Origin of the sequence: Cribrihabitans neustonicus, from assembly GCF_048820895.1 — a bacterium.
In the GTDB taxonomy this organism is placed as follows: domain Bacteria; phylum Pseudomonadota; class Alphaproteobacteria; order Rhodobacterales; family Rhodobacteraceae; genus Cribrihabitans_A; species Cribrihabitans_A neustonicus.
Genome location: NZ_JBMERQ010000002.1, coordinates 88,186 through 111,783, shown reverse-complemented (window position 1 = coordinate 111,783; position 23,598 = coordinate 88,186). Strand labels below are relative to the sequence as shown.

Genomic DNA, 23,598 nt, shown 5'->3' with positions numbered 1-23,598 from the left:
GTCAGCGCGGCGCCGGGTTCAGCGCCTTGTTGTAGGGGTGCCAGTCGGTGATCTCGGGGTAATACTGCTGCCGCCAGCGCCGCACCCGCGGGTTCATCACCCGCCGCCACAAGGGCGGGATCAGCGCTGCCACCGTCATCACCGGATAGCCGTAGGGAAGCTGCGGGGCCTCCGTCTCGGTGTGGTTCTGCAGCAGCGGGAAGCGGCGGCTGGGCTTGTAGTGGTGGTCCGAATGGCGCTGCAGGTTGATCAGCAGCCAGTTCGACGCCTTGTGCGCCGCATTCCAGGAATGCCGCGGCTGAACGGGTTCATAGCGGCCATCACCCAAATACTTGCGGGTCAGCCCGTAGTGCTCGACGTAGTTCACCAGCTCCAGCTGCCAGACTGCGACACCCGCCTGAACCAGGAACAGCAGCACACCGGTCAGCCCGCCCAGGGCAAAGGCCAGCAGAAGCATCGCCGCCTGCAGACCCCAGTAGCGGAAGAACGGGTTGGAGCGGTCGGTCCAGGGCCGGTTCTTCCGGGCGAGCTTCTCTGCCTCAGCGCGGAAGGCGGAGTGCCAGCATTGCCGCAGCACCCGCGGGTAGTAGCGGTGGAAGCCCTCGTTGTAGCGCGCCGTCACCGGATCGCGCGGGGTGCCGACATAGCGGTGATGCACCAGGAGGTGCTCGGAGCGGAAGTGTGAGTAGAGCACCATGGCAAGCAGGATATCGGCCAGCCAGCGCTCGGCCCGGCTCGGCTGGTGCATCAGCTCGTGGCTGTAGTTAATGCCGATCGTGCCGGTCACCACGCCGACGCCGAGGAAGACCGCCACCTTCTCCAGGCTGCTCAGGTGCCCCGCACCGCTCACGTACCAGATCAGCGCAAACAGCATCACGAACTGCAAGGGCACCCAGGCCGCGGTCAGCCGCTTGTACCACCTCAGGTCCTGCTCGGGCGTCTCGGGATCAGCGTTGTCGAGGTTCAGCCCCAGCACCTTGTCGAGCATGGCAAACAGCTGCCAGGTGAACAGAGGCGGCAGCAGCAGCGCCCAGCCGCCCTCCGCTGCGGCATACCAGACCAAAGGCGGCAGCAGAAAGGACATCCAGAACGGCAGCACGTTTTGCCAGCGGGCCAGGGCGGTGGAGGCAGTCATGCCAAGGTCTCCCGAATTTCTGCGCGCGTTCGGGCCGAGCCTAGGCAAGGCCTGCGAAAAACCCAAGAGGCTTCAGCGCCCGCGCCACAGATCGAAGCCCTTGCGCATCACCGTCGGCAGGTCCGAGGGCTTGAAGGCATGGCGCGCGATCACCTCCTGCCCCGGGGCTGGGGTGTAATCCGCGGGCAGCTCGGCGGTCATCACAGTCAGGATCAGGTGGAAATGGGTGAAGGTGTGGCGCACCTCGGCACCCAGATCCTGCCAATCGGCTGCAAACGGCGGGTTCGGCGCCGGTGCCTCGCCCCAGTCCGAGCCGGGCCAGCCCAGCATGCCGCCCAGCAGCCCCTTCTCCGGCCGCCGCTCCATCAGCCAGGCGCCCTCGGCCGAACGCGCAAGGTAGATGATTCCGGTGCGCGTAGGTTTCGGCTTCTTCGGCGTCTTTTTCGGCAGCTCCGCCGCAGTTCCTGCCCCCCGCGCCGCGCAGGGCTCACGCCAGGGGCAGATGCCGCAGGCCGGATTCCGTGGCGTGCAGATCGTCGCGCCCAGGTCCATCACCGCCTGCGCGTAGTCGCCCGGCCGCACCGAAGGAGTGAGCGCCGCGGCTCGCGACTTCAGCTCGGGCTTCACCCCGGGCAGCGGCGCGTGAATGTCATAAAGCCGCGTCATCACCCGCTCCACGTTGCCGTCAAGCACGCATTCCGGCCGGTCAAAGGCGATCGAGGCGATGGCGGCTGCGGTGTATGGCCCGATGCCGGGCAGCTCCAGCAGGCCGTCGTAGGTATCGGGGAAGACACCCTCCAGTTCGTTTGCCACAACCCGCGCGCATTTCAAGAGGTTGCGGGCGCGGGCGTAATAGCCGAGCCCCGCCCATTCGCCCATCACCTCGGCGTCCTCGGCGGCGGCAAGATCTGCCACGGTGGGCCAGCGTGCGGTGAAGCGCTGGAAGTACTCGCGCACCGCCGCCACCGTGGTCTGCTGGAGCATCACCTCGCTCAGCCAGATGCGGTAGGGATCGGGGCGCACGCCCGCCGCGCGCGCGGCCGGCCCCACCCGCCAGGGCATTTCGCGGGCGTGGGCATCGTACCAGCTGAGCAGGTCTCCGCTCAGCCCGGTCCGGCCGTCGTTCAGGTCACGCATTCTTTATCCTTCCGGCTGGCGGTTGGGCTGGCAGCTGCATTGAGGCTCTTTACAATAGGTACGCCACTCTAGCAAAACCAGGTTCATGGCATTCAGGCGCAGCACAACACGCGGGTTCGCACGGACCTCCCAGCTCCTCAACGAGCAGATCCGCAAGGCCGGGGAAAGCCGCGGTTTTGCGGTTTCCCGCCTGCTCACCCACTGGGAAGAGATCGTCGGCCCCGACATTGCCGCCATGGCGCGGCCGGTCAAGGTCGGCTACGGGCGCAGCACGCTGGGCGCCACGCTCACCGTGCTCACCACCGGCGCCAATGCCCCGATGCTGGAAATGCAGAAGGAACGCCTGCGCGAGCGGGTGAACGCGGTTTACGGCTTCAACGCGATCTCCAAGGTGCTGATCACCCAGACCGCACCGACGGGATTCGCCGAGGGCCGCGTGGAATTCCAATACGCCCCCAAGGTGCAGTCGCCGCTGCAGCCGGATCCGCAGGATGCGGCCGAGGCCAGCCAGGCCGCCGCCGGGGTGGCCAACGACGATTTGCGCGCCGCCCTGGAAAGGCTGGGGCGCAATGTGCTGACAAAACAGAAATCACAACGAAAGGGGTTCAAATGACCCGTCTCATGTCCGGCGTCTTTGCCGCGGTTGCACTGGTGGCCGGCGGCTATGCCATCTCGGGGTTCAATGGCCAGGGCAGCCTGCCGCACAACCCGCTGGTCGGCGCCGCCCACGCGCAAGAGGCCGAAGTCGATACCTCCACCATCACCGAAATGGTCATGGGGGAAGAGGACGCCCCGGTCACGATGATCGAATATGCATCCTACACCTGTCCGCACTGCGCGAACTTCCACAACGAGACCTTCAAGAAGCTGAAGGCGGATTACATCGACACCGGCAAGGTCAAATTCGTCTACCGCGAGGTCTACTTCGACCGCTACGGGCTGTGGGCGTCGATGATCGCGCGCTGCAGCGGGCCGGAGAAGTTCTTTGGCATCACCGATCTCATCTACGAGGGCCAGTCCGACTGGGCGCGCGCCGGCGGCGCCAATGAGATCGTCGAGGAGCTGCGCAAGATCGGCCGTCTCGCCGGGCTGGAGAACAACGAGCTGGAGGCCTGCCTGCAAGACGCTGCCAAGGCGCAGACTCTGGTGACCTGGTACCAGGAAAACGCCACTGAGGACGGCATCGAGTCGACGCCGACCTTCATCATCAACGGCGAGAAAGTGACGAACCAGCCGTACGAGGACCTGAAGAAGCTGATCGACGCCGAGCTGGAAAGCTGAGCGGCGCAGAGCTGACGGAACTGATGGCCCGGGGTGATCGCCCCGGGCCTTTTTTGGTGGTGATGACTGCCGTCATTACTGATCTGCAAAGTGAAAAACAGCCGTTATCTCCAGGTGCCAAGCTGCGCATCTCCGCCCCGTGGGGCGCGCCGGAGATGCGCGGCGGCCTGCGCTTGGGCGGAATTGCTTGCGCCGTTCCCGTCAGGGCGCGGGGGCGGCCTGCTGCAGCAGTTCCTTCAGCCGCTCTTCCCCGGCAATCTGCAGCCGCACCGGCAGGGTGATCACCTTGGGGCGGAAACTGTCAGGAAGCCGCACCGCGTCCTTCTCGGTGGTGACGAGCTGTGCGTTCAGCGCCTTGGCCTCGGCCTCGAGGCGGTTCAGGAGCTGCGGGCTGAGCGGCTGGTGGTCATCCAGCGCCTCGCCGCGGGCGATCTCGGCGCCCAAGTCCCGCAGGGTCGCAAAGAACTTCTCCGGATGGCCAATGCCCGCAAACGCCAGCACCCGTGTTCCCCGCCAGGGCATCCCTGTCTGAAGCGGCTCCAGCCGGCCCTGGAAATGCGGCAGCCCGGCCAGCGCGCCGCCCCAGGCCGCGGCAAAGCTCCTTTGCGCGGGTTCCGGCCCCAGCGTCAGCACCGCGCTGGCGCGTTTCAGCCCGGCTGCCACCGGCTCCCGCAGGGGGCCTGCGGGCAGGCAGCGGCCGTTGCCGAAGCCCATTTGCGCATCGGCCACCACCAGCGACAGATCCTTGGCGACCGAGGGGTTCTGGAATCCGTCGTCGAGCACCACTACCGTTGCGCCCGCGTGCTCTGCCGCCCGTACCCCGGCGGCGCGGTCGCGGGCGGCCCAGACCTCGCCGAAGGCGGCAAGCAGCAGCGGTTCGTCGCCGGTTTCGGCGGCTGAGTGGCGGCCCGGGTTCACCTGCACCGGCCCATCCAGCGAGCCGCCATAGCCGCGGCTCACCACGTGCGGGATGTGGCCCATACGGCTCAGCGCTTCCAGCAGCCAGATCACAGTGGGCGTCTTGCCGGTGCCGCCCGCATTCAGATTGCCGGCGCAGATCACCGGCACCGAGGCACGGTAGGGTGCGGCCCGCGCAAGCCGCGCCGCGGTGGCGCGGCCGTAGCCCCAGCCCAGCGGCGCCAGCAGGCTCGCGCGCAGATCGAAGGCGCCGGGCGGCTTGTGCCAGAAGTCAGGCGCCCGCATGGCTCTCCTCTTGCGCGTCCAGAAGGCTTTGCACCTTTTCGAGCAGAAGGTCGGTGGTGGCGGCGCTTTCGGTCACTGCCTGCCAGCCCGCCAGCGCCATCTCCGCCGCCTTGTCCGGTGCCGAGAGCTGCACCACCGCCTCGCCCAATGCGGCGGCCCCGCGCACCATCTTTGCCGCCCCGGCCGCGCCCAGGCGGGCATAGATCTCCTTGTGGGCGGACACCCCGGGACCATGCAGCAGCGCCGACCCAAGCGAGGCCGCGTCCAGCGGCGCGAGGCCAGCCGCACCGGGGCGCATGCTGTTTGCAACCAGCGTCACCGGCGCCAGCCGGTACCAGAGCCCCAGGTCCTCGCCGCCGGTCAGCAGCACCTGAGTGAATTCATCCGGCTCGCTTCCGGTTTCCCAGTCGGACCATTGCAGACCGCTCGCGCGGAGCACGTCGCGCGCCGCGGGCAGGTCGCCGTAATCCTCCAGCGAGATCACCAGAAGCAACCGGTGCAGGAGCCGGAGCGCGCCGCGGTGCGCGTCCAGGATTTCGCGCAGCTCGGCCGGGGGCACATGCGCGGCAAGCCAGACCGGGCGGCTGCCCAGCGTCCTTTGCATCGCCGCCAGGTCGTCCGCGCTGCAGCCGGGCGGAGTGGCGGAAACGCGCAGCTTGGCGGACCGCTCCACCCTTTCCGGCGGGATGCCGGCCTTCAGCAGCTGCGCACGCAGCGGTTCCGAGGGGGTGAGAATGCAGTCCGCCGCTTCCAGCAGCCGCCGCCGCTGATCCGGCAGCCAGCGGCTGGCCCGGGCAGGGAGCTCCTCTTCCAGAAGGTCAGCCAGCACCAGCCGAAATCCGCGGTCGCGCATCTGCCGCAGCAGTACCCGGCGCTGCGGGCCGCCGGTCCAGAGGCAGGCGTCGGGTTTCCAATGGGCAAGGAAGGCGCGCGCCGCTCCCGGGGTGTCTTCGCCCAGGGGGCCGGCCGCGATATCGCAGCCCTCGGCCGGGTCCAGCCGCATGCCGGGCTCCCAGCTCGCCAGGATGATGAGGTCCGGCCGCAGGTTCTGCAGACGCCGCCCGATGTCGCACAGGGCATGGTACCGCTCCGGCGTGGTCGCATGCACCCACAGCAGTTCACCCGCGGGACGGGGCTGCAGGGCAGGGGGCCGGCTGGGAGCGGTCGTGGTCTGTTGCATCGGGTCCGTTTTATAATGTTTTGCGCCAAACTATCCGCAACATGCGGCTTTGTCTGTGAAAAACTCGCGGATTTCCAGCCCCCTGTTGCGACGGAGGCAGCTTGTGCGCCTCTCAAATGGGGGTGATGCCGGGGCTGGCCGGGTCCAGCGCGTCCAGAAGCGCGCGGTGCAGCGCCGGATTGCCCGCCACCACGCCATTGAGCTGCGGATGTTTATTGTTGAACCGCAGGGGCGCGCCGAACCGGTCCGTAAGGGTCCCGCCCGCTTCCCGCAGAAGAAGATCGCCCGCGGCAATGTCCCACTCCCAGCTGCGCCGGAGTGTCAGCATCGCACCGAAGCGGCCATCGGCAACCTTAGCCAGCCGGTAGGCCAGCGAGGGCCGGTAGCAGCGTTTGAACGCGGGTGCGGTGCCGCCGGACCAGTGGCGCGCGTCCAGGTTGGGCTTGGCGGCCAGCACCTCGGCACGGGCGAGGTCGGTACCGGGCGCAACCGTGACCGGCACACCGTTGCAGACGGCACCCCCGCCGCGGGCGGCGGTGTACATAAGCTCCCGCAGCGGCAGGTAGATCACCGCTGCGGTCACCTCGCCATCCTCCGCCACCGCAAGCGAATGCGCCCAGGTGCGCGACCCCTCGGCGAAGCTGCGGGTGCCGTCGATCGGGTCGATGATGAAGACGCGGCGGCGCGAAAGCCTGTCGTGGCTGTCCTCGCTTTCTTCCGACAGCCAGCCGTAACCGGGGCGGGCCTTGCGCAGCACGTCCTCCAGCATGGCGTTCACTTCCAGGTCAGCTTCCGTCACCGGGCCCGCGCCTTCGGGCTTGTCCCAGCGCCGGGCCTTGGATCCTGTGAAGCGGCTGGCGATGTCTCCGGCCCGTTCCGCCGCTTTCACAAGCAGGGACAGGTCAGTTTCCGGCAAGCGTCATCCCTTCGATCAGAAGCGAGGGCACCACGGTGGAAAGGTGGGTGCGGGCGTCGTTTGCAGGCACAATCCGGCGCAGCATATCGCGGAGGTTGCCTGCGATGGTGCATTCGTTGACCGGATAAGCGATCTCGCCATTTTCCACCCAGAAACCCGAGGCACCGCGGGAATAATCCCCGGTATTCGGGTTGATGGTCGAGCCGATCATAGAAGTCACCAGCAACCCGGTGCCCATCTGCGTGATCAGGTCCTGACGGCTGGCCTCGCCCTGCGTCAGCGCGATGTTCCAGGTCGAGGGCGAAGGCACGCCGCCGATGCCGCGGGCGGCGTTGGCGGTGCTTTCCAGTCCCAGCTTGCGGGCCGAAGCGAGGTCAAGAATCCAGCCGTCCAGGATGCCCTCCGCGACGATGGCGCGGCGGCGGGTGGCGAGGCCCTCACCGTCGAACGGGCGGGAGCCGGCAATGCGCGGGCGGTGCGGGTCTTCGATGACCGAGAGCGCCTCGGGGAGAACCTGCTCGCCCTGGGCATCCTTCAGCCAGGAAGAGCCGCGCGCAACCGCAGCGCCGTTCACCGCCGACAGCAGGTGCCCGATCAGCGACGAGGATATGCGCTCGTCGAACAGCACCGGAAAGCTGCCGGTCTTGGGCTTGCGCGCGCCAAGCCGCGCCACCGCGCGTTCGCCCGCGGTGCGGCCGATCTCCTCAGGCTTGCGCAGGTCGGACTGGAAGGTGCGCGAGTCGCCGTCATAGTCGCGCTCCATGCCGGTGCCCGTGCCCGCGATGCCGGTGCAGGAAAGCGACCGCCCGGTGCGCTGGTAGCCGCCGGAAAAGCCGTTGGTGGCGGCCAGATGCACGTGGTGGCGGCCATAGCCGGCTGCGGCGGATTGCACTTGGGTGATGCCTTCGACCGCCTGGCAGGCAGCTTCGGCCGCCAGCGCGTCGTCCTGCAGGTCCGCAGGGGCAGGCTCACCCGCGGGGTCGGTAAGCTCCAGCGCAGCGATGTCCCAGTGCTGCGCCAGCTGCGACGGGTCGGCGAGCCCGGCATAGGGATCTTCGGGTGCCTCCCGCGCCATCGCCACCGCGCGCTCGGCCATCGCCGTCAGTGTCTCGGGCCGGGTGTCCGAGGAGGAGACCAGCGCCTGCCGTTTGCCGACGAAAACCCGCAGGCCTACGTCGGTTCCGTCCGAGCGCTCGGCGTGTTCCAGCTTGCTCTCGCGCACCTCGATGCTGAGAGAGCTGCCCTCGGCGGCCATGGCATCGGCGGCATCCGCCCCGGCTTTGCGGGCGGCTTCGATCAGGGCGTGGCAGAGCGCTTCGGGGGTCTGTGTCATGGGCACCTACGGTTTTCGGGGTCCCCTAAGAGCTAGCCAGAGCCGCCGCTTGCCGCAAGGGCGGGCTGCATAAATCGGCGATGCGCGTTTCTTGCCCGAGAGCATGGCAAGCGCGGAACAAGGCCGCAAGGCCGCCGCGCATCGCCGGCGCGCCCCCACGCGCTGGCGATTGGGTGAGGCTCGGCGGTCCATCCAGAAGGTCTGCGGACTTGGCCGGGATAAACTGCCAGTTACTCGGGTCAGGACCGCCGCCGCGCGCGCCGCCGACGCGCGGCTGCGCGAATTGATGGATGCCCGCCCGTCCGTTCGGGCGGGCATCCACGCTTGCCGCGCAGGGAACAGCCCCCGGGCCGCCTATTTCAGGCGCTGGCCGTTGGCGAGGATCTTGCCGTCTTCGGTGATCTCGATCCGCGACTTCAGGCTGTCTTCTCCCTCGCCGGGCACCGCCAGCATACCCATCATCATGCGCACACCCATGGCATCGCTGTCGGCCATCACGCCAAGCTGAATCAGCTTGTCGAGCAGCGCATTGGCCCCGGTCAGCATCAGGTTGGCCTCGCCCGAAGGTGCGGGTATTCCGCCGAAGCTCTCCAAGTCCTCATTGTCGAAGGTGAAATCACCAGTGCCGGTCAATTCGGCCCCGGCCGCGGAGAGCCGCAGCTCCTTGACCGTCAGCGCGTTTACCTCGCCCGGGGGCTGGCTGCCGCTTTCTACCGGTGCAATCGACTCGGGGTCGAATATGTCGAACAGCAGCTTGCCCTTACCCGCGATATCCAGCACCAGGGTTGCCGGGTCATGCGGCAGCACGCCGGTCGGGTCGACCATGCCCCAGAACATTTCGGGCAGCGCGAAATCGCGCAGGGTGACGCCGAGCGCGAAATCCTGCTCGGCACCGGTGCCGGTGACCGGCATCATCAGCCGCAGCCCCGCCTCGGCCATGCGCAGGGACAGCGGGAAGGGCATTTCGGTGCCGCTGATGTTTACTTCGGCATCCCGCTGGCTGAGATCATAGGTCAGGCGTTCGCCGTTCAGCGACACGTCCACCGCACCGCCGCCCGAGCGGGTCTCCATCGCGAAACTCTCACCGTCGCCGCTCCCCGCGATAGCGCCGCTGCCGCTTGTGAAGGTGAAGCGGCCGCCAAAGCCCGCACCGGCATCAAGCAGCGCGGCCATATCCGGGCTCTCCAGCCCAACGGGGATCGTGCTGCTGCCACTGAAGGCAAGCCCTTCGAGGGCGCCCTTGAAGGATCCTTTGGCTTCGTTTTCCGGGTCAACAAAAGCCAGGTGATAGGTGAGGCCCGCCGCGCTCAGCTCCTGGCCATAGGTGCGGGTGCCGTCCGCCTTCATCGTGGTCTCGGCGGCGGCCTGCTGCAGCGCCATGCTGAACTGTGCGGCCTCCGGCGGGATCACCTCGCCGTCGGCTTTCAGCTCCTTCAGGTCAAGCGTGAGTTCCGGCGCCGCATAGGTGTAGGTCATCTCCGACGCATCGCCGGTCACGGTGACGGGACTGCCGTCATGGCCGTAGATCAGCGTGCCGGACACATCTTCTTCCGGTCCAGTGAAGGCAAAGGCAACCGGCATATCTGCGGGCATCAGAACGCTGACGCTGCCGTCGCCGTTTTCCTCCAGTCGGATCTCCGGCAGGGAGATTCGGGCGCTGCCTTCTGCTGCGGCTTCACCCGCTGTCATCGTGAGGCCGGAGATGGTGAGCGTACCGCCCGACAGCGTTTCGGATGCCTCGACGGCGTAGCCTGTGCCGGTCAGATAGGACTTCCAGCCGTCCCAGACTTCCTGCGCGGTGAGACCGGCAAGCGCGCCTTGGGCAGAGAAGAAAACCAGTGCCGCAGCGGTGCCGCTGCGTGCGAGAATTGCGGACATAAGGGGACCTTTCCCGGTAAGCTTTGCGCCGCATCGTCTGCCCCGCGCGGCGGGCCGTCAAGGGGCCGCGGGCTGGACCGTTCCCCGTTTCCGCCTTACCACGGGGGGCAACGGCCAAACCGAAAGGGGGAGACATGGATTTCAACGGCAAGACTGTGGCAATCACCGGCGCCAGCGCAGGTATAGGCGCCGAGGCGGCACGGGTATTTGCGGAAGCGGGCGCTAACCTGGTGCTCTTGGCCCGCAGCGGCGGCAAGCTCGATGCGCTTGCGGCGGAGATCGGCGGCAACGTGCGCTGCTGTGCCTGCGATGTGTCGGATTACGCGGCGGTGGAAGCCGCGCTGAGCGCAGCGCAGAAAGAATTCGGCAGCCTGGACGTGCTGATCAACAACGCAGGCGTGATCGACCCGATCGCCCGGCTGGAGGAAGCCGACCCCGCGGCCTGGGCCAAGCTGATCGGTATCAACGTGACCGGCGTCTTCAACGGCATCCGCGCAGCGCTGCCGCTGATGAAGCCCGCAGGCGGCGGCACCATCATCACCGTGAGCTCGGGCGCCGCCCACAACCCCCTGGAAGGCTGGAGCGCCTATTGCACCTCCAAGGCGGGCGCGGCGATGCTGACCCGGGCGCTCGACTTGGAGGAGCGCGGCAACGGCATCCGTGCGCTCGGCCTGTCTCCGGGCACGGTGGCCACCCAGATGCAGCGCGACATCAAGGCCAGCGGCATCAACCCGGTGAGCGAGCTGGACTGGGAGGTGCATATCCCCGCCGAATGGCCCGCCCGCACGCTGCTGTGGATGTGCACGCCGGACGCGGATGAGTTCATCGGCGAGGAAATCTCCCTGCGCGAGGAGCGCATCCGCAAGCGGGTGGGTCTGATTTGATCCGGCTCGATACCGCGGAGAACGGGCTGTGGACGGTCACCATCGACCGTCCGCAGAAGGCCAATTCGCTGACCGCGGCGATGCTGGAGGAGCTGGCGGAGATCGCCGAACGCGCGCAAGACGCCCGCGGGCTGATCCTGACCGGAACAGGTTCCGTGTTCAGCGCCGGTGCCGATCTGGAGGAAGCGCGGGCGGGCCTCGCCACATCGCCCTTGTGGGAGCGGCTCTCGGGCGCGATTGCGGAGCTCCCCTGCCTGACGGTGGCGGCGCTGAACGGAACGCTGGCGGGTGGCGCCAACGGCATGGCCTTGGCCTGCGACCTGCGCATCGCGGTGCCGCCGGCGAAGGTGTTCTACCCGGTGATGAAGCTCGGATACCTGCCGCAGCCCTCGGACGCGGGACGGATGGCGGCGCTGATCGGGCCTGCGCGCACCAAACTGATCCTGGCGGCTGGCCAGAAGATCACCGCGGAGGAGGCTTATGCATACGGGCTGATCGACCGGATCGTGGAGCCGGAGGCGCTGATGGAGACCGCAGAGGCGCTCCTGGCCGATTCCCTTGCCGCCGAGCCGGAGACCGCCCGCGCGATCCTCAAAGCCTGCGGCTGAGAGGGGCGGGGCGCTCCCGCCCGTCCAAGGTGCATGGGCATGCCCCCCGGCCTGTTGGGCCGGGCGCCGCGCGTGCGCGCGGCGCGGGCTCGCGAGTGACAACACTTATTTGCGGGCGCGGCGCTTGCCGGGCACGCGGGAGCGGAACTCCGGCGGGCGTTTTTGCACCCAAGTGATGAATTTTGCCAGCCGCGGGTGGCTTTGCAGCGCCTCCGGAGTGTTGTAGTGGCGCGCCAGCTCTGCCTCGCTCAGCGCGGCGTGGATCTCGCGGTGGCAGATGTCGTGCAGGAGAACCACTGGACCGCCCTTGCCTCCCTTCAGTTTTGGGATCAGATGGTGCTGGCTTTGCGGCACACCCGCGGGAATTGGGCGGCCGCAGAGGGGGCAGAGCGGATCGGCCTGATGAGCCTCGGACTGGTGCGGGTCGGACATCTGCATCGCTTTTGCGCTGGGGTGGCCAGGATAGAAACGCGCGCGCAACCGGCTGGCAAGGGGACGGCATGACTGACACACAGGAATTGCGAGTGGAGGCGCTGGTGATCGGCGCAGGGCCTGCCGGGCTGATGGCGGCGGGTGAGCTTGCGCGCGCAGGCCACCGGGTGCTGGTGGCGGAAGCCAAGCCTTCGGTTGCGCGCAAGTTCCTGATGGCGGGCAAGTCCGGGCTGAACCTCACCAAGGACGAGCCCTTCGCTGAACTCCTTCCGCACTACGGCGCCGCGGCGGAATGGCTTGCGCCGATGGTTGCCGCATTCGACGCGGCGGCGGTTCAGGGCTGGGCGCGCGGGCTGGGAGCGGAGCTGTTCACCGGTTCCACCGGCCGGGTGTTTCCAACCGTGATGAAGGCGTCACCGCTGCTGCGGGCCTGGCTCGCGGAACTGGATGGCATGGGCGTGGAGCGGCGCACACGCTGGCGCTGGAGCGGCTGGAATGAGGGCGCTCTTGCCTTCGCCACGCCAGAGGGGCCGCGCCGGGTCACAGCCCGCGCCACCGTGCTGGCGCTGGGCGGCGCGAGCTGGGCGCGGCTGGGATCGGACGGGGCCTGGGCACCGTGGCTTGCGGATAAGGGCGTGGAGATCGCGCCCTTCCAGCCCGCCAATGCCGGGCTGCTGGTCGACTGGACCCCGCACATGCGGCCGCTGTTCGGGCAGCCGCTGAAGGGCATCGCGCTCGCCGCAGGCCCCCTGTCGTCGCGCGGCGAGGCGGTGATTTCCAAGCGCGGGCTAGAGGGCGGCGGCATCTACGCGGTTTCAGCCGCGGTGCGGCAGGGGCAGGCGCTGGCACTGGACCTGCTGCCGGACCTGTCCCAGTCCGAAGTGGCCCGCCGCCTGTCGCGGCCGCGCGGCAAGGCCAGTTTCTCCAACCACCTGAGGAAAACGCTGAAGCTGGGTCCGGCCCGCACCGCGCTGCTGCAGGAATTCGCGCGCCCGCTGCCGCAGGAGCCCGGGCCGCTGGCCAGCCTTATCAAGGCGCTGCCGGTGCGCCATCAGGGCCTGCGGCCGATGGACGAGGCGATCTCCACCGCGGGCGGCGTTGCCCGGAGCGCGCTCGACGCCGGGCTGATGCTGAAGGCGATCCCCGGCACCTTCTGCGCCGGGGAAATGCTGGATTGGGAAGCGCCGACCGGAGGCTACCTCTTGACCGGCTGCCTTGCCACCGGGCGCTGGGCAGGCCGGGCGGCGGCAGATTATTTGGTCAGATCCGCCACCCGGCGGTAGGCGTCCCGCGCGCGCAGCCGCTTGCCGTAGGCCAGAATGCCCTCGCCTTCGACCGGGAACTTTGCGGCATAGGCCCAGTTCAGGCAGTGGCCGCAGATGATGTCAGCGATGGTGAACTTCTCGCCCATCAGGAAGGGGCCCTCCAGCCGGTCCTCCAGCCGCGCGAGGTTGCGGGCGAACTCCCACTTGAGGCTCTCCTTAACCGCCGAGACGCGGTGCTCCTCGGGCAGGATGAAACTGTGCCGCGCCGCGGTCCAGAGCACCGCGTCCAGCTCATCGAGCACCAGGTGGGTGAGCGCATCCTGCCGGGCGCGCGCCAAGGTGCCGGCGGGCTCGGTCAGCTTACCGTGCTTGTCCGCCAGGTAGGTGATGATCGCGGTGGAGTCGGAGATTGCCTCGCCGCCCTCGACCAGAACCGGCACCTTGCCGGACGTGTTCAGCGCGCGCACCTCGGAGCTTTGCGGCCCGTGCTGCTTCAGCTCGTATCGCGCGCCGATCTCCTCCAGCGCCCAAAGCACGCGGAAGGCACGGGTGCGCGGCGTTCCAATGACGGTATACATGCGGTGATTCTCCCATTATTGCGCCTGCAAGCCGGGCTGCAGGCGTTCCAGCGCAGTTTCAGCGCGCCCGGCCCAGCATGGCAAGCCGGATCAGCGCGCGCTCCATCAGCGCCATCGCCGGCGCGGTCTGCCCAGCCGAACGCAGCTGCAAGTCGGTATCGGTGATCAGCGTCAGCGCGGTTTCCAGGCGAGAAGCGCCCCAGTTCTGGGCCTGCCTCAGCACCCGGTCGCGCCGCTTGCCGTAAAGCGGCGGGCGCAGGCGGCCGATGCCCTGGGCGGGGCCGCCCGGATCGGCAGCTACGCTGTAGAGTGTGCGGAAATGTCTGGTCGCGCCGATGCAAAGCGTCACCGCATTGGTGCCCTGCGCTTCCAGCCGGGCGATCAGCGGGCCGATCTCGGCGCTGCGGCCCTCGGCGGCGGCGTTCAGCACGTCATCCAGCGCGGCTTCGGTGGAGCGCGGCGCGACGGCGGCGATATCGTCGAGCGTAAGCGGGGTATCGTCGCTGTATTTGTAGAGCGCAAGCTTCTCCACCATGCGGGAGAAATCGCCCGGGCCGATGTCATTGGCGATGTCGCTCAGCGCCGACATGCTGTCCTGCGGCACGTCGCGGATCTGGGCCTCGCCCAGGATGCGCTCGATCTCGGCGCGGGACGGCGGGTCGTCGTAGATGCCAACGGCATAGGCGTTCTTGTGGCCCTCGAAGGCCTTGCGCAGCTTGGAGGTCGCCTTGAGCTGGCCCGCCGTGACCACGATCTGCGCATCGCCCGGCTGCCAGTCCTGCAAAGCAGAGAGGATCGCGGGCGTCGCCGTATCATTGGCGCCCTCGACAAAGACCGCGCGCTGGCCCGGAAAGAAACCCACCGCCTTCACCGCATCCAGCAATTGCGCGGGATCCTTGCGCAGGTCGGCGCCGGGCAGGCGGGTGAGGCGCATTTCTTCTTCAGCGGCGGGACCCAGCAGCTTTGCCAGGAGCTGCTGCCGCTTGAGCGAAACCCGCATCGCATCGGCGCCATAGATCAGAACCCCGGTTTTACCGGGATCGGGACGGGCGAAGTAGCCCTCGGCGTCGCGGGGCGAGAGTTTCATCCGGCCGCGGGTGCGGTGCCAGGCGCGCTGTCGAGGCCGGCGGCAAGCAGCCGGGCGGCGATCTGCTCGGCCAGAATCACCATCAGCCGCTCATGCGCGTCGCGTTCGCCCGCCAGAGTTTCCACCGTGGAGCCGGTAGCGGAATAGCCGGTGAAGTTCTCGGCCTTGCCGCTGGCCACCACGGCGCCGTCGGACTGGCGCACCAGCGCATAGCCGGCGGTGCCGATAACCGAATAGCGGGTGATCTCCGAATCGGCGGTGATCGCCTGGCCCTCGTCGCGGGTGGAAAGCGTGAGGTTCAGCCGGTAGGCGCCGCCGCCGCGGCCCAGCCGGTCCTCCAGGCTGCGGACCAGGAAGTAGGCGTCGCTCGCACTGGCCCCCGCGATCTCCTGCGGCGGCTGCACCTCAACCCGGCCATAAAGCGCCGCGCCGCTGCCGCCGGGAGCAAGCACCGGGGTGAAGCTGCAGGCTGCCGCCAGAAGCGGCAGCCCGGCGAGCAGGGTTCTGCGCTTAAGCGACGACATTCACAATCCGCCCCGGGACCACGATGATCTTCTTGGGCGCGCCGCCATCCAGCGCCTTCTGCACCGCTTCATGGGCGAGCGCGATCTTCTCAACCTCATCCTTGGCCAGATCCTTGGCGACCTGGATCTCGCCGCGGCGCTTGCCGTTGATCTGCACCGGCAGGGTAACGGTGTCCTCGACCAGGTACGCCTCGTCTGCGACCGGCCAGGGTGCGGTTGCGCAAAGCCCTTCGCCGCCCTGATGATGCCAGATGTCTTCCGCGAGATGCGGGGTCATCGGGGCCATCAGCTGGGCAAGCGTCATCACCGCCTCGCGCTGCACTTTGTAGCTGGCCTTGGATTTGGCGAGCGTGCTGGTGAAGGCGTAGAGCTTGGCAATCGCCGCGTTGAAGCCGAAGGAATCGACGCCGAGCGTCACGTCGCGGATGCACTTGTGCATCTCGCGCAGCAGCTCCTCGTCGCCCTCGCCGGGGGCGTCGCGGTCCATTTCCCCGATCCGGTCGCAAAGGTTCCACACCCGGTTCAGGTGCTTGTGCGCGGCCTCGGCGCCCGAGGCGGTCCATTCGACGTCCCGCTCCGGCGGCGAATCGGACAGCACGAACCAGCGCGCGGTATCGGCCCCGAAGGAGGTGATGATGTGCAGCGGGTCGACGACGTTGTTCTTCGACTTCGACATCTTGGCCGAGGGGATGATCTCTACCTCGCGGCCGTCCTTGAGGAAGCCCTTGCCGTCTTTCAGCTCCACTTCCTCGGGGTAGTGGTAGACCGGGCGGTGGTTCTCGCCGGTGGTCTTGTAGATGGCGTGGGTCACCATGCCTTGCGTGAACAGCGCGTCGAACGGCTCCTTCGACTTTTGCGGCAGGTGCCCGCAGATATGCATCGCGCGGGCAAAGAAGCGCGAATAGAGCAGGTGAAGAATCGCGTGCTCGATGCCGCCGATATACTGGTCGACGTTCATCCAGTAATCGGCCTCGGCCATGTCGGTGGGCGTCCCGGCGCGCGGCGCGGTGAAGCGTGCGAAATACCAGGACGAATCGACGAATGTATCCATCGTGTCGGTTTCGCGCTTGGCCGGATTGCCGCAAGCGGGGCAGGCGCAGTCGCGCCAGGTCGGGTGGCGGTCGAGCGGATTGCCCGGCTTGTCGAAGCTCACGTCATCGGGCAGGCGGATGGGAAGGTTTTCCTTCTTTTCCGGCACCACGCCGCAGGTTTCGCAATGCACCACCGGAATCGGACAGCCCCAGTAGCGCTGGCGCGACAGCCCCCAGTCGCGCAGGCGGTACTTGGTGACGCCCTCACCCCAGCCCTGCGCCTCGGCAAAGTCGACGGCAGCGTTCACGCCCTCTTCGCCCGATTGCAGCTCCTCGCCGGCGAACAGCTTGACGTAACGCACTTTCTCGCTCTTCGGCGGCACATAGGCTTCGCCGCCGTCCTCTGGCCTTGTGTGGCCCTCCTCGCCCGCTGCGGGCACGTAGGTGGAGATCACCGGCAGGCCGTACTTGTTGCAGAAGTCGAGGTCACGCTGGTCATGCGCCGGGCAGCCGAAGATCGCGCCTGTGCCATAGTCCATCAGGATGAAGTTGGCGATCCAGACCGGCAGCTCCCAGTCGGGGTTGAGCGGGTGCTTCACCCGGATGCCGGTGTCGAAGCCCAGCTTCTCGGCGGTCTCGATGGCTTCTTCTGTGGTCCCGCCCTTGCGGCATTCCGCCACGAAATCAGCAACTTCAGCGCTATCGGCTTCCAGCGCCTTGGCAATTGGATGGTCGGGCGAGATGCCGACGAAGGACGCACCCAGCAGCGTGTCCGGCCGGGTGGTGTAAACCTCGATCGCCTCGGCGCCGTCCACGCGCTCGAAACCGAACTGCAGGCCGCGCGACTTGCCGATCCAGTTCTCCTGCATCAGGCGCACCTTGGCGGGCCAGTTTTCAAGGCCCTCCAGCGCATCCAGCAGTTCTTCGGAATAGTCGGAGATTTTGAAGAACCACTGCGTCAGCTCGCGCCGCTCCACCAGCGCGCCGGAGCGCCAGCCGCGCCCGTTCTCGACCTGCTCGTTGGCGAGCACGGTCATGTCGATCGGGTCCCAGTTCACCACCGCGTTCTTGCGGTAGACCAGGCCCTTCTCCAGGAAGTCGAGGAACAGCGCCTGCTGCTGGCCGTAGTATTCCGGATCGCAGGTGGCGAACATCCGGCTCCAGTCGAGCGACAGGCCCAGCGGCTTCATCTGCTCCACCATCGTATCGATGTTGGAGTAGGTCCATTCCTTCGGGTGGCCCCCGCTCGCCATCGCGGCGTTCTCTGCCGGCATGCCGAAGGCGTCAAACCCCATCGGGTGCAGCACGTTATGCCCGGTCGACAGCTTGTAGCGCGCGATCACGTCGCCCATCGTGTAATTGCGCACATGCCCCATGTGCAGCTTCCCGGACGGGTAGGGGAACATCTCGAGCACGTAGTACTTCGGCTTGCCGGGCGTGCGCTTGGCCTGGAAAATCCCGGCCTCATCCCAGGCCTTCTGCCATCGTGCTTCGATTTCAGGAGCTATGTAACGCGGCATCAGAGCGGTCCTTTGCATGAAAACGCCGGGCGAGGGGCCCGGCGCTTCTGATAATGGGGTTTGGCTGGTGATTCCAGAGCGCAGGGCGGGGTCAAAGCTTCTTGTCGGCAATCCGGAGCTGCCGGGCGCGCGATAGAATCGCATCCTCCACCGCGCGGGTGGTGGCGGCGCTGACCGGGCCGTTCTGGGTCTGCAGCGACAGGTTCAGCGCGCGGGCATCCAGCGCCGGGTCCTTGATGTGGACCGTGGCGCGGTAGGCGCGGCCGCCGCCGGGCGGTGTGCCGTAGCCGGTAATAATGACGCCGGTGAAGGGATCGACCGATTGCACCGGCAGGAAGCTCAGCACGTCCAGGCTCGCGGTCCAGAGGTAGCGGTTCACCTGCAGTTCCTGGCCGGGCTTGGCGCCGAACGCGTCCCAGATGGTGGTGCCGGTCTGGTTTGCCGGGTCTCTCGGATTGCCGCCGATCACCTTCTCATTGTAATCGCGCGGGCCTGTGCCATCCTCACCGCCGCCGGTGGCGCAGCCTGCCGCTGCCAGCAGCAATGCCATCGTTCCAAACGTCTTAAGCCCAAGCATACCTGGCGCCGCCCCTTCCCTTAGATTGCTGCGCAACAGTCCTAGACAAGGCGATGGCTGGCAACAAGCCCCTTCTTCCGCGCGTGCACGCGCGCGCAGCTTTGCACCTGGCTTCCGCGCGTGCACGCGCGCGCAGCTTTGCACCTGTGCCGGAGGCTATTCCCTGTGCAGGTGCCGCGCCCGCAGCCGGGCGCGGGTGTCACTGTGGCATCGTTGCACCAGCTTTTACGGGATCGAAACACTTCCTGTCCGCCAAGCTTGCCCAGAAGACCCAAAAAGAGCGACACGGGGTGCGTACTCAGACTGGTGCCGCAGAGCGCGGTTTGAGATCAGAAAACTGGAACCCGAGGGAAAACAATGAAAAAGATTCTCTTCGCTTCGACTGCCCTGATCGCCGCCGCCGGTGCTGCGGCCGCACAAGGCGTTGAATTCAACGGTTACGGCCGTTTTGGTATCGGCTACCTGGAAGACCGCGCCGTCGCGGGCACTTCGGACGCCGATGAAACCATCATCGTCAGCCGCCTGCGTATCAACATCGACGCAGAAACCGAAACCGACGGTGGTGTGCAGTTCGGTGCCCGTATCCGTCTGCAGGCAGACGAAGCCGGCAACGGCGAAGGCAACGGTGGCGGTCTGAACGCACCGCGCTTCCACGTCGCATTCGGCGGCCTGCGCGTTGAAGTCGGCAACGTTGCTGGCGCGCTCGACAACCTGCCGGGCTACTACGGCTTCGAACCGGGCCTGGAAAACTTCGTTGGCCAGTACTCCGGTGTTAACTACTCCTTCGTCGGCTACGGCAGCGACGGTGCGGGCGACGACGGTGCAACCAGCGGCACCCAGAACGCTGTCTATGCCCGTTGGGCATTGGGTGATTTCGCAGTTGCCGCGTCCTACGACGCTGCACCTGACCTGATCACCACCACCACCACCGGCGGCACCGTCACCACCACCACCACCGGCGGCACCACCACCACCACCCAAACCGGCGGCACCACCACCACCACCGTCACTCCCGGCGCAGACCGTTGGGACATCCACTTCGCCTACAGCTTCGGCAACGTGACCGCGGCCCTGGGCTACGGTGAGACCGACAACGCGACCGACGACGACATCACCGTGCTGACGCTGCAGAGCGATTTCGGCCCGTTCAGCACCGTTCTGTTCGTGGGTGATGAATCGGTTGGCAACAATGCCGCGATCTCCGACACCTTCTACGGCGTGTCCGCATCCTACGAGCTGTCCGCAGCAACCTCGGTCAACTTCGCCTACGGCGACGGCTCCGGCTCCGGCGACACCCAGAACGTCGGTATCGGCGCGATCCACGACCTGGGCGGCGGCGTGTCCCTGCGCGGCGGTATCGGCCGCTCCAAGACCGGCAACGGCGCGTCCCAGAACCGTGCCGACTTCGGCGCACAGTTCAGCTTCTAAGCTGATCCACGCTTAGCGTGATCCGGGGCGGGTTCCATAGGGACCCGCCCTTTTCTTTTTTCTGCAAACAGTGTTTCTTGCCGCCAAACTGTGAGGGGGCCGGACCATGCCGCTGGAAGAGATCCGATCGAAGATAGCCAAGGCCGAAGCCGCCGCAGGCCGCGCGCCGGGCAGCGTGACGCTGATTGCCGTCTCCAAGAAGCAGCCCGACGCGCGGGTCGAAGCGGTGCTGGAGCAGGGCCACCGCTGTTTCGGCGAAAACCGGGTGCAGGAAGCGGCCGGCAAATGGCCCGGCTTCCGCGAACGGTTCGAGGGCATCGACCTGCATCTGATCGGCCCCCTGCAGACCAACAAGGCGCGCCAGGCGATGGAGCTCTGCGACAGCATCCATTCGCTCGACCGCCCCAAGCTGGCGCAGACCCTGGCCCGCCTCGCGCAGGAGCTGGGCCACTGCCCGGACCTGTTCATCCAAGTGAACACCGGCGAGGAAGAGCAGAAAGCGGGCGTGCTGCCAGCCGATGCGGACGGCTTCATTGCCGAATGCCGCAGGCTGGACCTGCCGGTGAGGGGCCTGATGTGCATCCCCCCGGTGGACGAGGAAGCCAGCCTGCACTTCGCGCTGCTGGCCAAGATCGCCGCGCGCAACGGGCTGGAGGGGCTATCGATGGGCATGAGCGCCGATTTCGAGAAGGCTATTGCGCTTGGCGCTACCCACGTCCGCGTTGGCTCTGCGATTTTCGGCGAACGCGCCTACTAGGGCGCGAAAGTTTTTTCTAAAAACTTTCGCCAAGGCTTTGGAAAAAGCCATGGCCCGGTCCGTAAGGGCCTTGTGCGGATAAGGCCGTGCGGCCGCCGCGCATCGCCGGCGCGGGGCCACGCGGCGGCGATTTGGCCCAGGCTTGATGGTCCCTCAGATGAATACATCTGGTTTGGCTGGAGTAAATTGGCAATCACGCCCGTTCCGATCGCCCCCGCGCGCGCCGCCAATGCGCGGCTTGCTGCCCGGAACTACGGGCGGCACCCAGCGGCTTGCGGCACGACGACCCGCGTGCCCGGCCGCACCCGCGCCGCAAGCCAGTGCAGATCGTGGCGGTCAAAGGCGATGCAGCCTTCGGTCGGGTAGCCGGGCCTGCGCCATTGGTGGATGAAGATCGCCGAGCCCGCGCCGGGCACTGCCTCCGGCCAGTTCCAGTCCGTCACCAGCACCAGATCGTAGAGCGGATCGCCCCGGCGCAGACGCTCGTGGCTGAACGGGTAGGGCGCGCGCACATGGTGGTTATAGCGGTCGTCGCGCACATCGTCCGACCACAGATCGCCGGGCCCGATCGGCTCGGCCCAATCCGCAGGCCGCGGCAGCCGGTCGGGGCGGTAGAGCATCCCTGCGATGCGGTGAATGCCCGCGGGCGTGGCACCGTCGCCCTCGCGTTTCGCGGAGGAAATCCCGCCTTTGCCGATGGCGCAGGGCAGCAGCCGGCCGTGAAACCGCACGCCGCGCGGTGACAGCACCAGATCAGCCGGGGAGCTCACAGCATGTGGCCCGATTTGCTGGCCTTAGTGGCGAGGTAGTGGCGGTTGTGCAGGTTCTCGCCGACTTTCAGCGGAACCCGTTCGGCCACCTCGATGCCGGTCTTGGCCATCATTGCAAGCTTGTTGGGGTTGTTGGTCAAAAGCCGCACCTGCGAAAAGCCCAGCTTCTTCAGGATCGCCGCGCCCAGGCGGAAGTCGCGCTCGTCATCCTCGAACCCCAGCCGGTGGTTGGCCTCCACCGTGTCGAAGCCCTGATCCTGCAGCGAATAGGCGCGCATCTTGTTGGCAAGGCCGATGCCCCGGCCCTCCTGGTTGAGGTACAAGAGCACGCCCGACCCCACGGCCCCCATCTGCATCAGCGCGCCGCGCAGCTGCGGGCCGCAATCGCATTTCAGCGAACCCAGCACGTCGCCGGTGAAACAGGCCGAGTGCAGCCGCGCAAGCACCGGCTTCTTGCGGTCGGGCTTGCCGATTTCCACTGCATAATGCTCCTCGGCACCGTCTTCGGGGCGGAAGATATGCAGCCGCCCGGCTTCGGCCGCATCCATCGGCAAGCGTGCCGCGGCGACCGGGTGCAGGGGCGAGCTTTCGCTCAAAAGCGGCTCGGCGGCCGTGCGCGGGATCAGCGTGAGCCCGTGCGCTGCTGCAAAGCCTGCCGCATCCGTGACCGGCACCAAAGCCGCCGCGGGCAAGAGGCGTGCCGATTTCACCAGCGCGATCGCCAGCCGGTGCAGCCCGGCCGACCCCTCCCGCAGGCTGGAGAGCGGTCCCTTCAGCGGCGTCCCGAGATCGCCGGCCGGATCCGCCAAGGACCGGATCCAGGCGAGATCGCCGGAGGCAGGCACCCGCACCCGGGCGATGTCGTCATCATAAACCCGCGCCTTCAGTGTATCCGCCCGCCGCGCCGTCAGCGCCAGCGACAAGCCGCCAAGCGCCCGCATATCCGCCAGCCGCACCTCATCCAGCGCCTCCACCGAGACCGCCAGCGCCGCCTCTCCGCCATCCCCCGTCAGCACCACCGGCAACCCCATGCGCAGGTCGACCCTGGCGCGGGCAAGCAGTTCGATCACGGTGGGCATCAGGCTCATGGGCGGTTCCGTCATGCAGTTCTGGGCGGGCAGATCATACCTAAGGCGGTTTCCTGCGAAAGTGAAACAATTCCCTTCCCCGGGACACGTCGGCGTGAAACTTCTGCAGCATCCCTTGCCGCGGGGCGGCTGGATGCGCATTTTCGAAAGGGCAGACAGGAGGATAGCCAATGGCGCAGCTTAAGAAAATTCTGCTGGTCGACGATGACGAAGACCTGCGTGAGGCCTTGAGCGAACAGCTTGTGATGACCGAGGACTTCGACGTCTTCGAGGCCGAGAGCGGGCAGGGCGCGATGGAGCGCGTGAAGGAAGCGCTTTACGATCTCATCATCCTCGACGTGGGGCTGCCGGATACCGACGGGCGCGAGCTGTGCCGGCTGATGCGCAAGCAGGGCGTGAAAGCCCCCATCCTGATGCTGACCGGGCATGACAGCGATGCCGACACCATTCTCGGGCTTGATGCCGGCGCCAACGACTATGTCACCAAGCCGTTCAAGTTCCCGGTCCTGCTGGCCCGGATCCGCGCGCAGCTGCGCCAGCACGAGCAATCCGAAGACGCGGTCTTTGCGCTCGGGCCTTATACCTTCAAGCCCGCGATGAAGCTGCTGGTGACCGAGGACGACCGCAAGATCCGCCTGACCGAGAAGGAAACCAACATCCTCAAGTTTCTTTACCGCTCCAGCGACGGCGTGGTGCCGCGCGATGTGCTGCTGCATGAGGTCTGGGGCTACAACGCCGGTGTCACCACCCACACGCTTGAGACGCATATCTACCGGCTGCGCCAGAAAATTGAGCCCGATCCGTCGAATGCGCGCCTTCTGGTGACGGAATCAGGCGGATACCGTCTGGTCGGCTGAGGCATACGGGGCGGGCGGCCGGCAGCCGCCGCGCGCGCCGCGAGATCCCGCGCACATCCGGGTCATGATGTGCACCTCCCTGTTGGACTGGCCGGGCCTTGCGCCCGGCCTTTTTTTGTCCCGATGGCC

Annotated in this window: 23 protein-coding genes; 8 read left to right on the top strand and 15 right to left on the bottom strand. The window is 67.2% G+C overall.

Annotated features, from left to right (window positions below; translation table 11 throughout):
• Position 1 precedes the first annotated feature (1 nt).
• The gene (locus ACOHWE_RS05665) at positions 2-1,135 is read right to left on the bottom strand and encodes an alkane 1-monooxygenase (protein ID WP_420664840.1); all 1,134 of its coding nucleotides are present in this window, start codon (positions 1,133-1,135) and stop codon (positions 2-4) included.
• Positions 1,136-1,207: 72 nt separating this feature from the next.
• A complete protein-coding gene (mutY, locus tag ACOHWE_RS05660; protein ID WP_420664839.1) occupies positions 1,208-2,272 on the bottom strand; it encodes an A/G-specific adenine glycosylase in 1,065 nt (354 codons plus the stop codon).
• 85 nt (positions 2,273-2,357) lie between these two features.
• Here mutY and ACOHWE_RS05655 point away from each other — a divergent pair, with 85 nt between their 5' ends.
• Together ACOHWE_RS05655 and ACOHWE_RS05650 are read left to right on the top strand one after the other, a co-directional pair.
• The gene (locus tag ACOHWE_RS05655; RefSeq protein WP_420664837.1) at positions 2,358-2,885 is read left to right on the top strand and encodes a DUF721 domain-containing protein; all 528 of its coding nucleotides are present in this window, start codon (positions 2,358-2,360) and stop codon (positions 2,883-2,885) included.
• Positions 2,882-3,553: a DsbA family protein gene (locus ACOHWE_RS05650; protein ID WP_420664836.1), complete on the top strand. Its 672-nt coding sequence runs from the start codon at positions 2,882-2,884 to the stop codon at positions 3,551-3,553. Before ACOHWE_RS05655 ends, ACOHWE_RS05650 begins: the two co-directional genes overlap by 4 nt.
• Positions 3,554-3,754: 201 nt before the next feature.
• Here ACOHWE_RS05650 and lpxK read toward each other — a convergent pair whose 3' ends face one another.
• The 5 genes from lpxK to ACOHWE_RS05625 all read right to left on the bottom strand — a co-directional run bounded on the left by lpxK (position 3,755) and on the right by ACOHWE_RS05625 (position 10,063).
• Positions 3,755-4,756: a tetraacyldisaccharide 4'-kinase gene (gene lpxK, locus ACOHWE_RS05645; RefSeq protein WP_420664834.1), complete on the bottom strand. Its 1,002-nt coding sequence runs from the start codon at positions 4,754-4,756 to the stop codon at positions 3,755-3,757.
• Positions 4,743-5,936, bottom strand: coding sequence for a 3-deoxy-D-manno-octulosonic acid transferase (locus ACOHWE_RS05640; RefSeq protein WP_420664833.1), 1,194 nt, complete (start codon positions 5,934-5,936; stop codon positions 4,743-4,745). Before ACOHWE_RS05640 ends, lpxK begins: the two co-directional genes overlap by 14 nt.
• A gap of 112 nt (positions 5,937-6,048) precedes the next feature.
• Positions 6,049-6,852 (bottom strand): inositol monophosphatase family protein, encoded by an 804-nt coding sequence (locus ACOHWE_RS05635; protein ID WP_420664831.1) that lies wholly within the window; start codon positions 6,850-6,852, stop codon positions 6,049-6,051.
• The gene (locus ACOHWE_RS05630; RefSeq protein WP_420664829.1) at positions 6,839-8,185 is read right to left on the bottom strand and encodes a TldD/PmbA family protein; all 1,347 of its coding nucleotides are present in this window, start codon (positions 8,183-8,185) and stop codon (positions 6,839-6,841) included. The genes ACOHWE_RS05635 and ACOHWE_RS05630 overlap by 14 nt, the downstream gene beginning before the upstream one ends.
• A gap of 354 nt (positions 8,186-8,539) precedes the next feature.
• Positions 8,540-10,063, bottom strand: a complete 1,524-nt coding sequence (locus ACOHWE_RS05625; protein ID WP_420664828.1) for a DUF2125 domain-containing protein — start codon at positions 10,061-10,063, stop codon at positions 8,540-8,542.
• Positions 10,064-10,197: 134 nt separating this feature from the next.
• Between ACOHWE_RS05625 and ACOHWE_RS05620 the strand changes: the two genes are divergently transcribed.
• A complete protein-coding gene (locus ACOHWE_RS05620; protein WP_420664826.1) occupies positions 10,198-10,947 on the top strand; it encodes an SDR family oxidoreductase in 750 nt (249 codons plus the stop codon).
• Positions 10,944-11,555, top strand: coding sequence for an enoyl-CoA hydratase/isomerase family protein (locus ACOHWE_RS05615; RefSeq protein WP_420664824.1), 612 nt, complete (start codon positions 10,944-10,946; stop codon positions 11,553-11,555). The genes ACOHWE_RS05620 and ACOHWE_RS05615 overlap by 4 nt, the downstream gene beginning before the upstream one ends.
• A 105-nt stretch (positions 11,556-11,660) precedes the next feature.
• Here ACOHWE_RS05615 and ACOHWE_RS05610 read toward each other — a convergent pair whose 3' ends face one another.
• Complete coding sequence (locus ACOHWE_RS05610; RefSeq protein ID WP_420664822.1) at positions 11,661-11,987, bottom strand: HNH endonuclease family protein; 327 nt, start codon at positions 11,985-11,987, stop codon at positions 11,661-11,663.
• A 68-nt stretch (positions 11,988-12,055) separates the two neighbouring features.
• On the opposite strand from ACOHWE_RS05610, the gene ACOHWE_RS05605 reads away from it, so the two are divergent.
• Positions 12,056-13,270, top strand: a complete 1,215-nt coding sequence (locus ACOHWE_RS05605) for a TIGR03862 family flavoprotein (protein ID WP_420664821.1) — start codon at positions 12,056-12,058, stop codon at positions 13,268-13,270.
• Here the strand turns inward: ACOHWE_RS05605 and ACOHWE_RS05600 are convergent.
• From ACOHWE_RS05600 to ACOHWE_RS05580, 5 genes are all read right to left on the bottom strand, one after another.
• The gene (locus tag ACOHWE_RS05600) at positions 13,240-13,830 is read right to left on the bottom strand and encodes a glutathione S-transferase family protein (protein ID WP_420664820.1); all 591 of its coding nucleotides are present in this window, start codon (positions 13,828-13,830) and stop codon (positions 13,240-13,242) included. The two genes, ACOHWE_RS05605 and ACOHWE_RS05600, sit on opposite strands and share 31 nt — an antisense overlap.
• A 58-nt stretch (positions 13,831-13,888) precedes the next feature.
• Positions 13,889-14,917 (bottom strand): DNA polymerase III subunit delta, encoded by a 1,029-nt coding sequence (gene holA / locus ACOHWE_RS05595; RefSeq protein WP_420664818.1) that lies wholly within the window; start codon positions 14,915-14,917, stop codon positions 13,889-13,891.
• The gene (lptE, locus tag ACOHWE_RS05590) at positions 14,914-15,441 is read right to left on the bottom strand and encodes an LPS assembly lipoprotein LptE (RefSeq protein ID WP_420664816.1); all 528 of its coding nucleotides are present in this window, start codon (positions 15,439-15,441) and stop codon (positions 14,914-14,916) included. The genes holA and lptE overlap by 4 nt, the downstream gene beginning before the upstream one ends.
• On the bottom strand, positions 15,428-17,992 hold the full coding sequence (gene leuS, locus ACOHWE_RS05585) for a leucine--tRNA ligase (protein WP_420664814.1): 2,565 nt from the start codon (positions 17,990-17,992) through the stop codon (positions 15,428-15,430). Before leuS ends, lptE begins: the two co-directional genes overlap by 14 nt.
• A gap of 91 nt (positions 17,993-18,083) precedes the next feature.
• Complete coding sequence (locus ACOHWE_RS05580) at positions 18,084-18,542, bottom strand: DUF3576 domain-containing protein (RefSeq protein WP_420664812.1); 459 nt, start codon at positions 18,540-18,542, stop codon at positions 18,084-18,086.
• 384 nt (positions 18,543-18,926) lie between these two features.
• Between ACOHWE_RS05580 and ACOHWE_RS05575 the strand changes: the two genes are divergently transcribed.
• Both ACOHWE_RS05575 and ACOHWE_RS05570 read left to right on the top strand, forming a co-directional pair.
• Positions 18,927-19,997 carry a porin gene (locus ACOHWE_RS05575; RefSeq protein WP_420664810.1) on the top strand — a complete coding sequence of 357 codons (1,071 nt, stop codon included), beginning with the start codon at positions 18,927-18,929 and terminating at the stop codon, positions 19,995-19,997.
• Between the two features lie 106 nt (positions 19,998-20,103).
• A complete protein-coding gene (locus tag ACOHWE_RS05570) occupies positions 20,104-20,754 on the top strand; it encodes a YggS family pyridoxal phosphate-dependent enzyme (protein ID WP_420664808.1) in 651 nt (216 codons plus the stop codon).
• Between the two features lie 251 nt (positions 20,755-21,005).
• On the opposite strand, the gene ACOHWE_RS05565 is transcribed toward ACOHWE_RS05570, so the two are convergent.
• Both ACOHWE_RS05565 and ribA read right to left on the bottom strand, forming a co-directional pair.
• A complete protein-coding gene (locus ACOHWE_RS05565) occupies positions 21,006-21,524 on the bottom strand; it encodes a L,D-transpeptidase family protein (RefSeq protein ID WP_420664807.1) in 519 nt (172 codons plus the stop codon).
• On the bottom strand, positions 21,521-22,612 hold the full coding sequence (gene ribA / locus ACOHWE_RS05560) for a GTP cyclohydrolase II (RefSeq protein ID WP_420664805.1): 1,092 nt from the start codon (positions 22,610-22,612) through the stop codon (positions 21,521-21,523). Before ribA ends, ACOHWE_RS05565 begins: the two co-directional genes overlap by 4 nt.
• A 170-nt stretch (positions 22,613-22,782) precedes the next feature.
• On the opposite strand from ribA, the gene ACOHWE_RS05555 reads away from it, so the two are divergent.
• A complete protein-coding gene (locus ACOHWE_RS05555) occupies positions 22,783-23,469 on the top strand; it encodes a response regulator transcription factor (protein WP_420664803.1) in 687 nt (228 codons plus the stop codon).
• Positions 23,470-23,598: the final 129 nt, after the last annotated feature.

Coding starts and splice junctions, on each gene's coding strand:
- ACOHWE_RS05665 (WP_420664840.1), bottom strand. CDS start 1,135: ATGACTGCCTCCACCGCCCTGGCCCGCTGGCAAAACGTGCTGCCGTTC.
- mutY (WP_420664839.1), bottom strand. CDS start 2,272: ATGCGTGACCTGAACGACGGCCGGACCGGGCTGAGCGGAGACCTGCTC.
- ACOHWE_RS05655 (WP_420664837.1), top strand. CDS start 2,358: ATGGCATTCAGGCGCAGCACAACACGCGGGTTCGCACGGACCTCCCAG.
- ACOHWE_RS05650 (WP_420664836.1), top strand. CDS start 2,882: ATGACCCGTCTCATGTCCGGCGTCTTTGCCGCGGTTGCACTGGTGGCC.
- lpxK (WP_420664834.1), bottom strand. CDS start 4,756: ATGCGGGCGCCTGACTTCTGGCACAAGCCGCCCGGCGCCTTCGATCTG.
- ACOHWE_RS05640 (WP_420664833.1), bottom strand. CDS start 5,936: ATGCAACAGACCACGACCGCTCCCAGCCGGCCCCCTGCCCTGCAGCCC.
- ACOHWE_RS05630 (WP_420664829.1), bottom strand. CDS start 8,185: ATGACACAGACCCCCGAAGCGCTCTGCCACGCCCTGATCGAAGCCGCC.
- ACOHWE_RS05625 (WP_420664828.1), bottom strand. CDS start 10,063: ATGTCCGCAATTCTCGCACGCAGCGGCACCGCTGCGGCACTGGTTTTC.
- ACOHWE_RS05620 (WP_420664826.1), top strand. CDS start 10,198: ATGGATTTCAACGGCAAGACTGTGGCAATCACCGGCGCCAGCGCAGGT.
- ACOHWE_RS05610 (WP_420664822.1), bottom strand. CDS start 11,987: ATGTCCGACCCGCACCAGTCCGAGGCTCATCAGGCCGATCCGCTCTGC.
- ACOHWE_RS05605 (WP_420664821.1), top strand. CDS start 12,056: ATGACTGACACACAGGAATTGCGAGTGGAGGCGCTGGTGATCGGCGCA.
- ACOHWE_RS05600 (WP_420664820.1), bottom strand. CDS start 13,830: ATGTATACCGTCATTGGAACGCCGCGCACCCGTGCCTTCCGCGTGCTT.
- holA (WP_420664818.1), bottom strand. CDS start 14,917: ATGAAACTCTCGCCCCGCGACGCCGAGGGCTACTTCGCCCGTCCCGAT.
- lptE (WP_420664816.1), bottom strand. CDS start 15,441: ATGTCGTCGCTTAAGCGCAGAACCCTGCTCGCCGGGCTGCCGCTTCTG.
- leuS (WP_420664814.1), bottom strand. CDS start 17,992: ATGCCGCGTTACATAGCTCCTGAAATCGAAGCACGATGGCAGAAGGCC.
- ACOHWE_RS05580 (WP_420664812.1), bottom strand. CDS start 18,542: ATGGCATTGCTGCTGGCAGCGGCAGGCTGCGCCACCGGCGGCGGTGAG.
- ACOHWE_RS05575 (WP_420664810.1), top strand. CDS start 18,927: ATGAAAAAGATTCTCTTCGCTTCGACTGCCCTGATCGCCGCCGCCGGT.
- ACOHWE_RS05570 (WP_420664808.1), top strand. CDS start 20,104: ATGCCGCTGGAAGAGATCCGATCGAAGATAGCCAAGGCCGAAGCCGCC.
- ribA (WP_420664805.1), bottom strand. CDS start 22,612: ATGAGCCTGATGCCCACCGTGATCGAACTGCTTGCCCGCGCCAGGGTC.
- ACOHWE_RS05555 (WP_420664803.1), top strand. CDS start 22,783: ATGGCGCAGCTTAAGAAAATTCTGCTGGTCGACGATGACGAAGACCTG.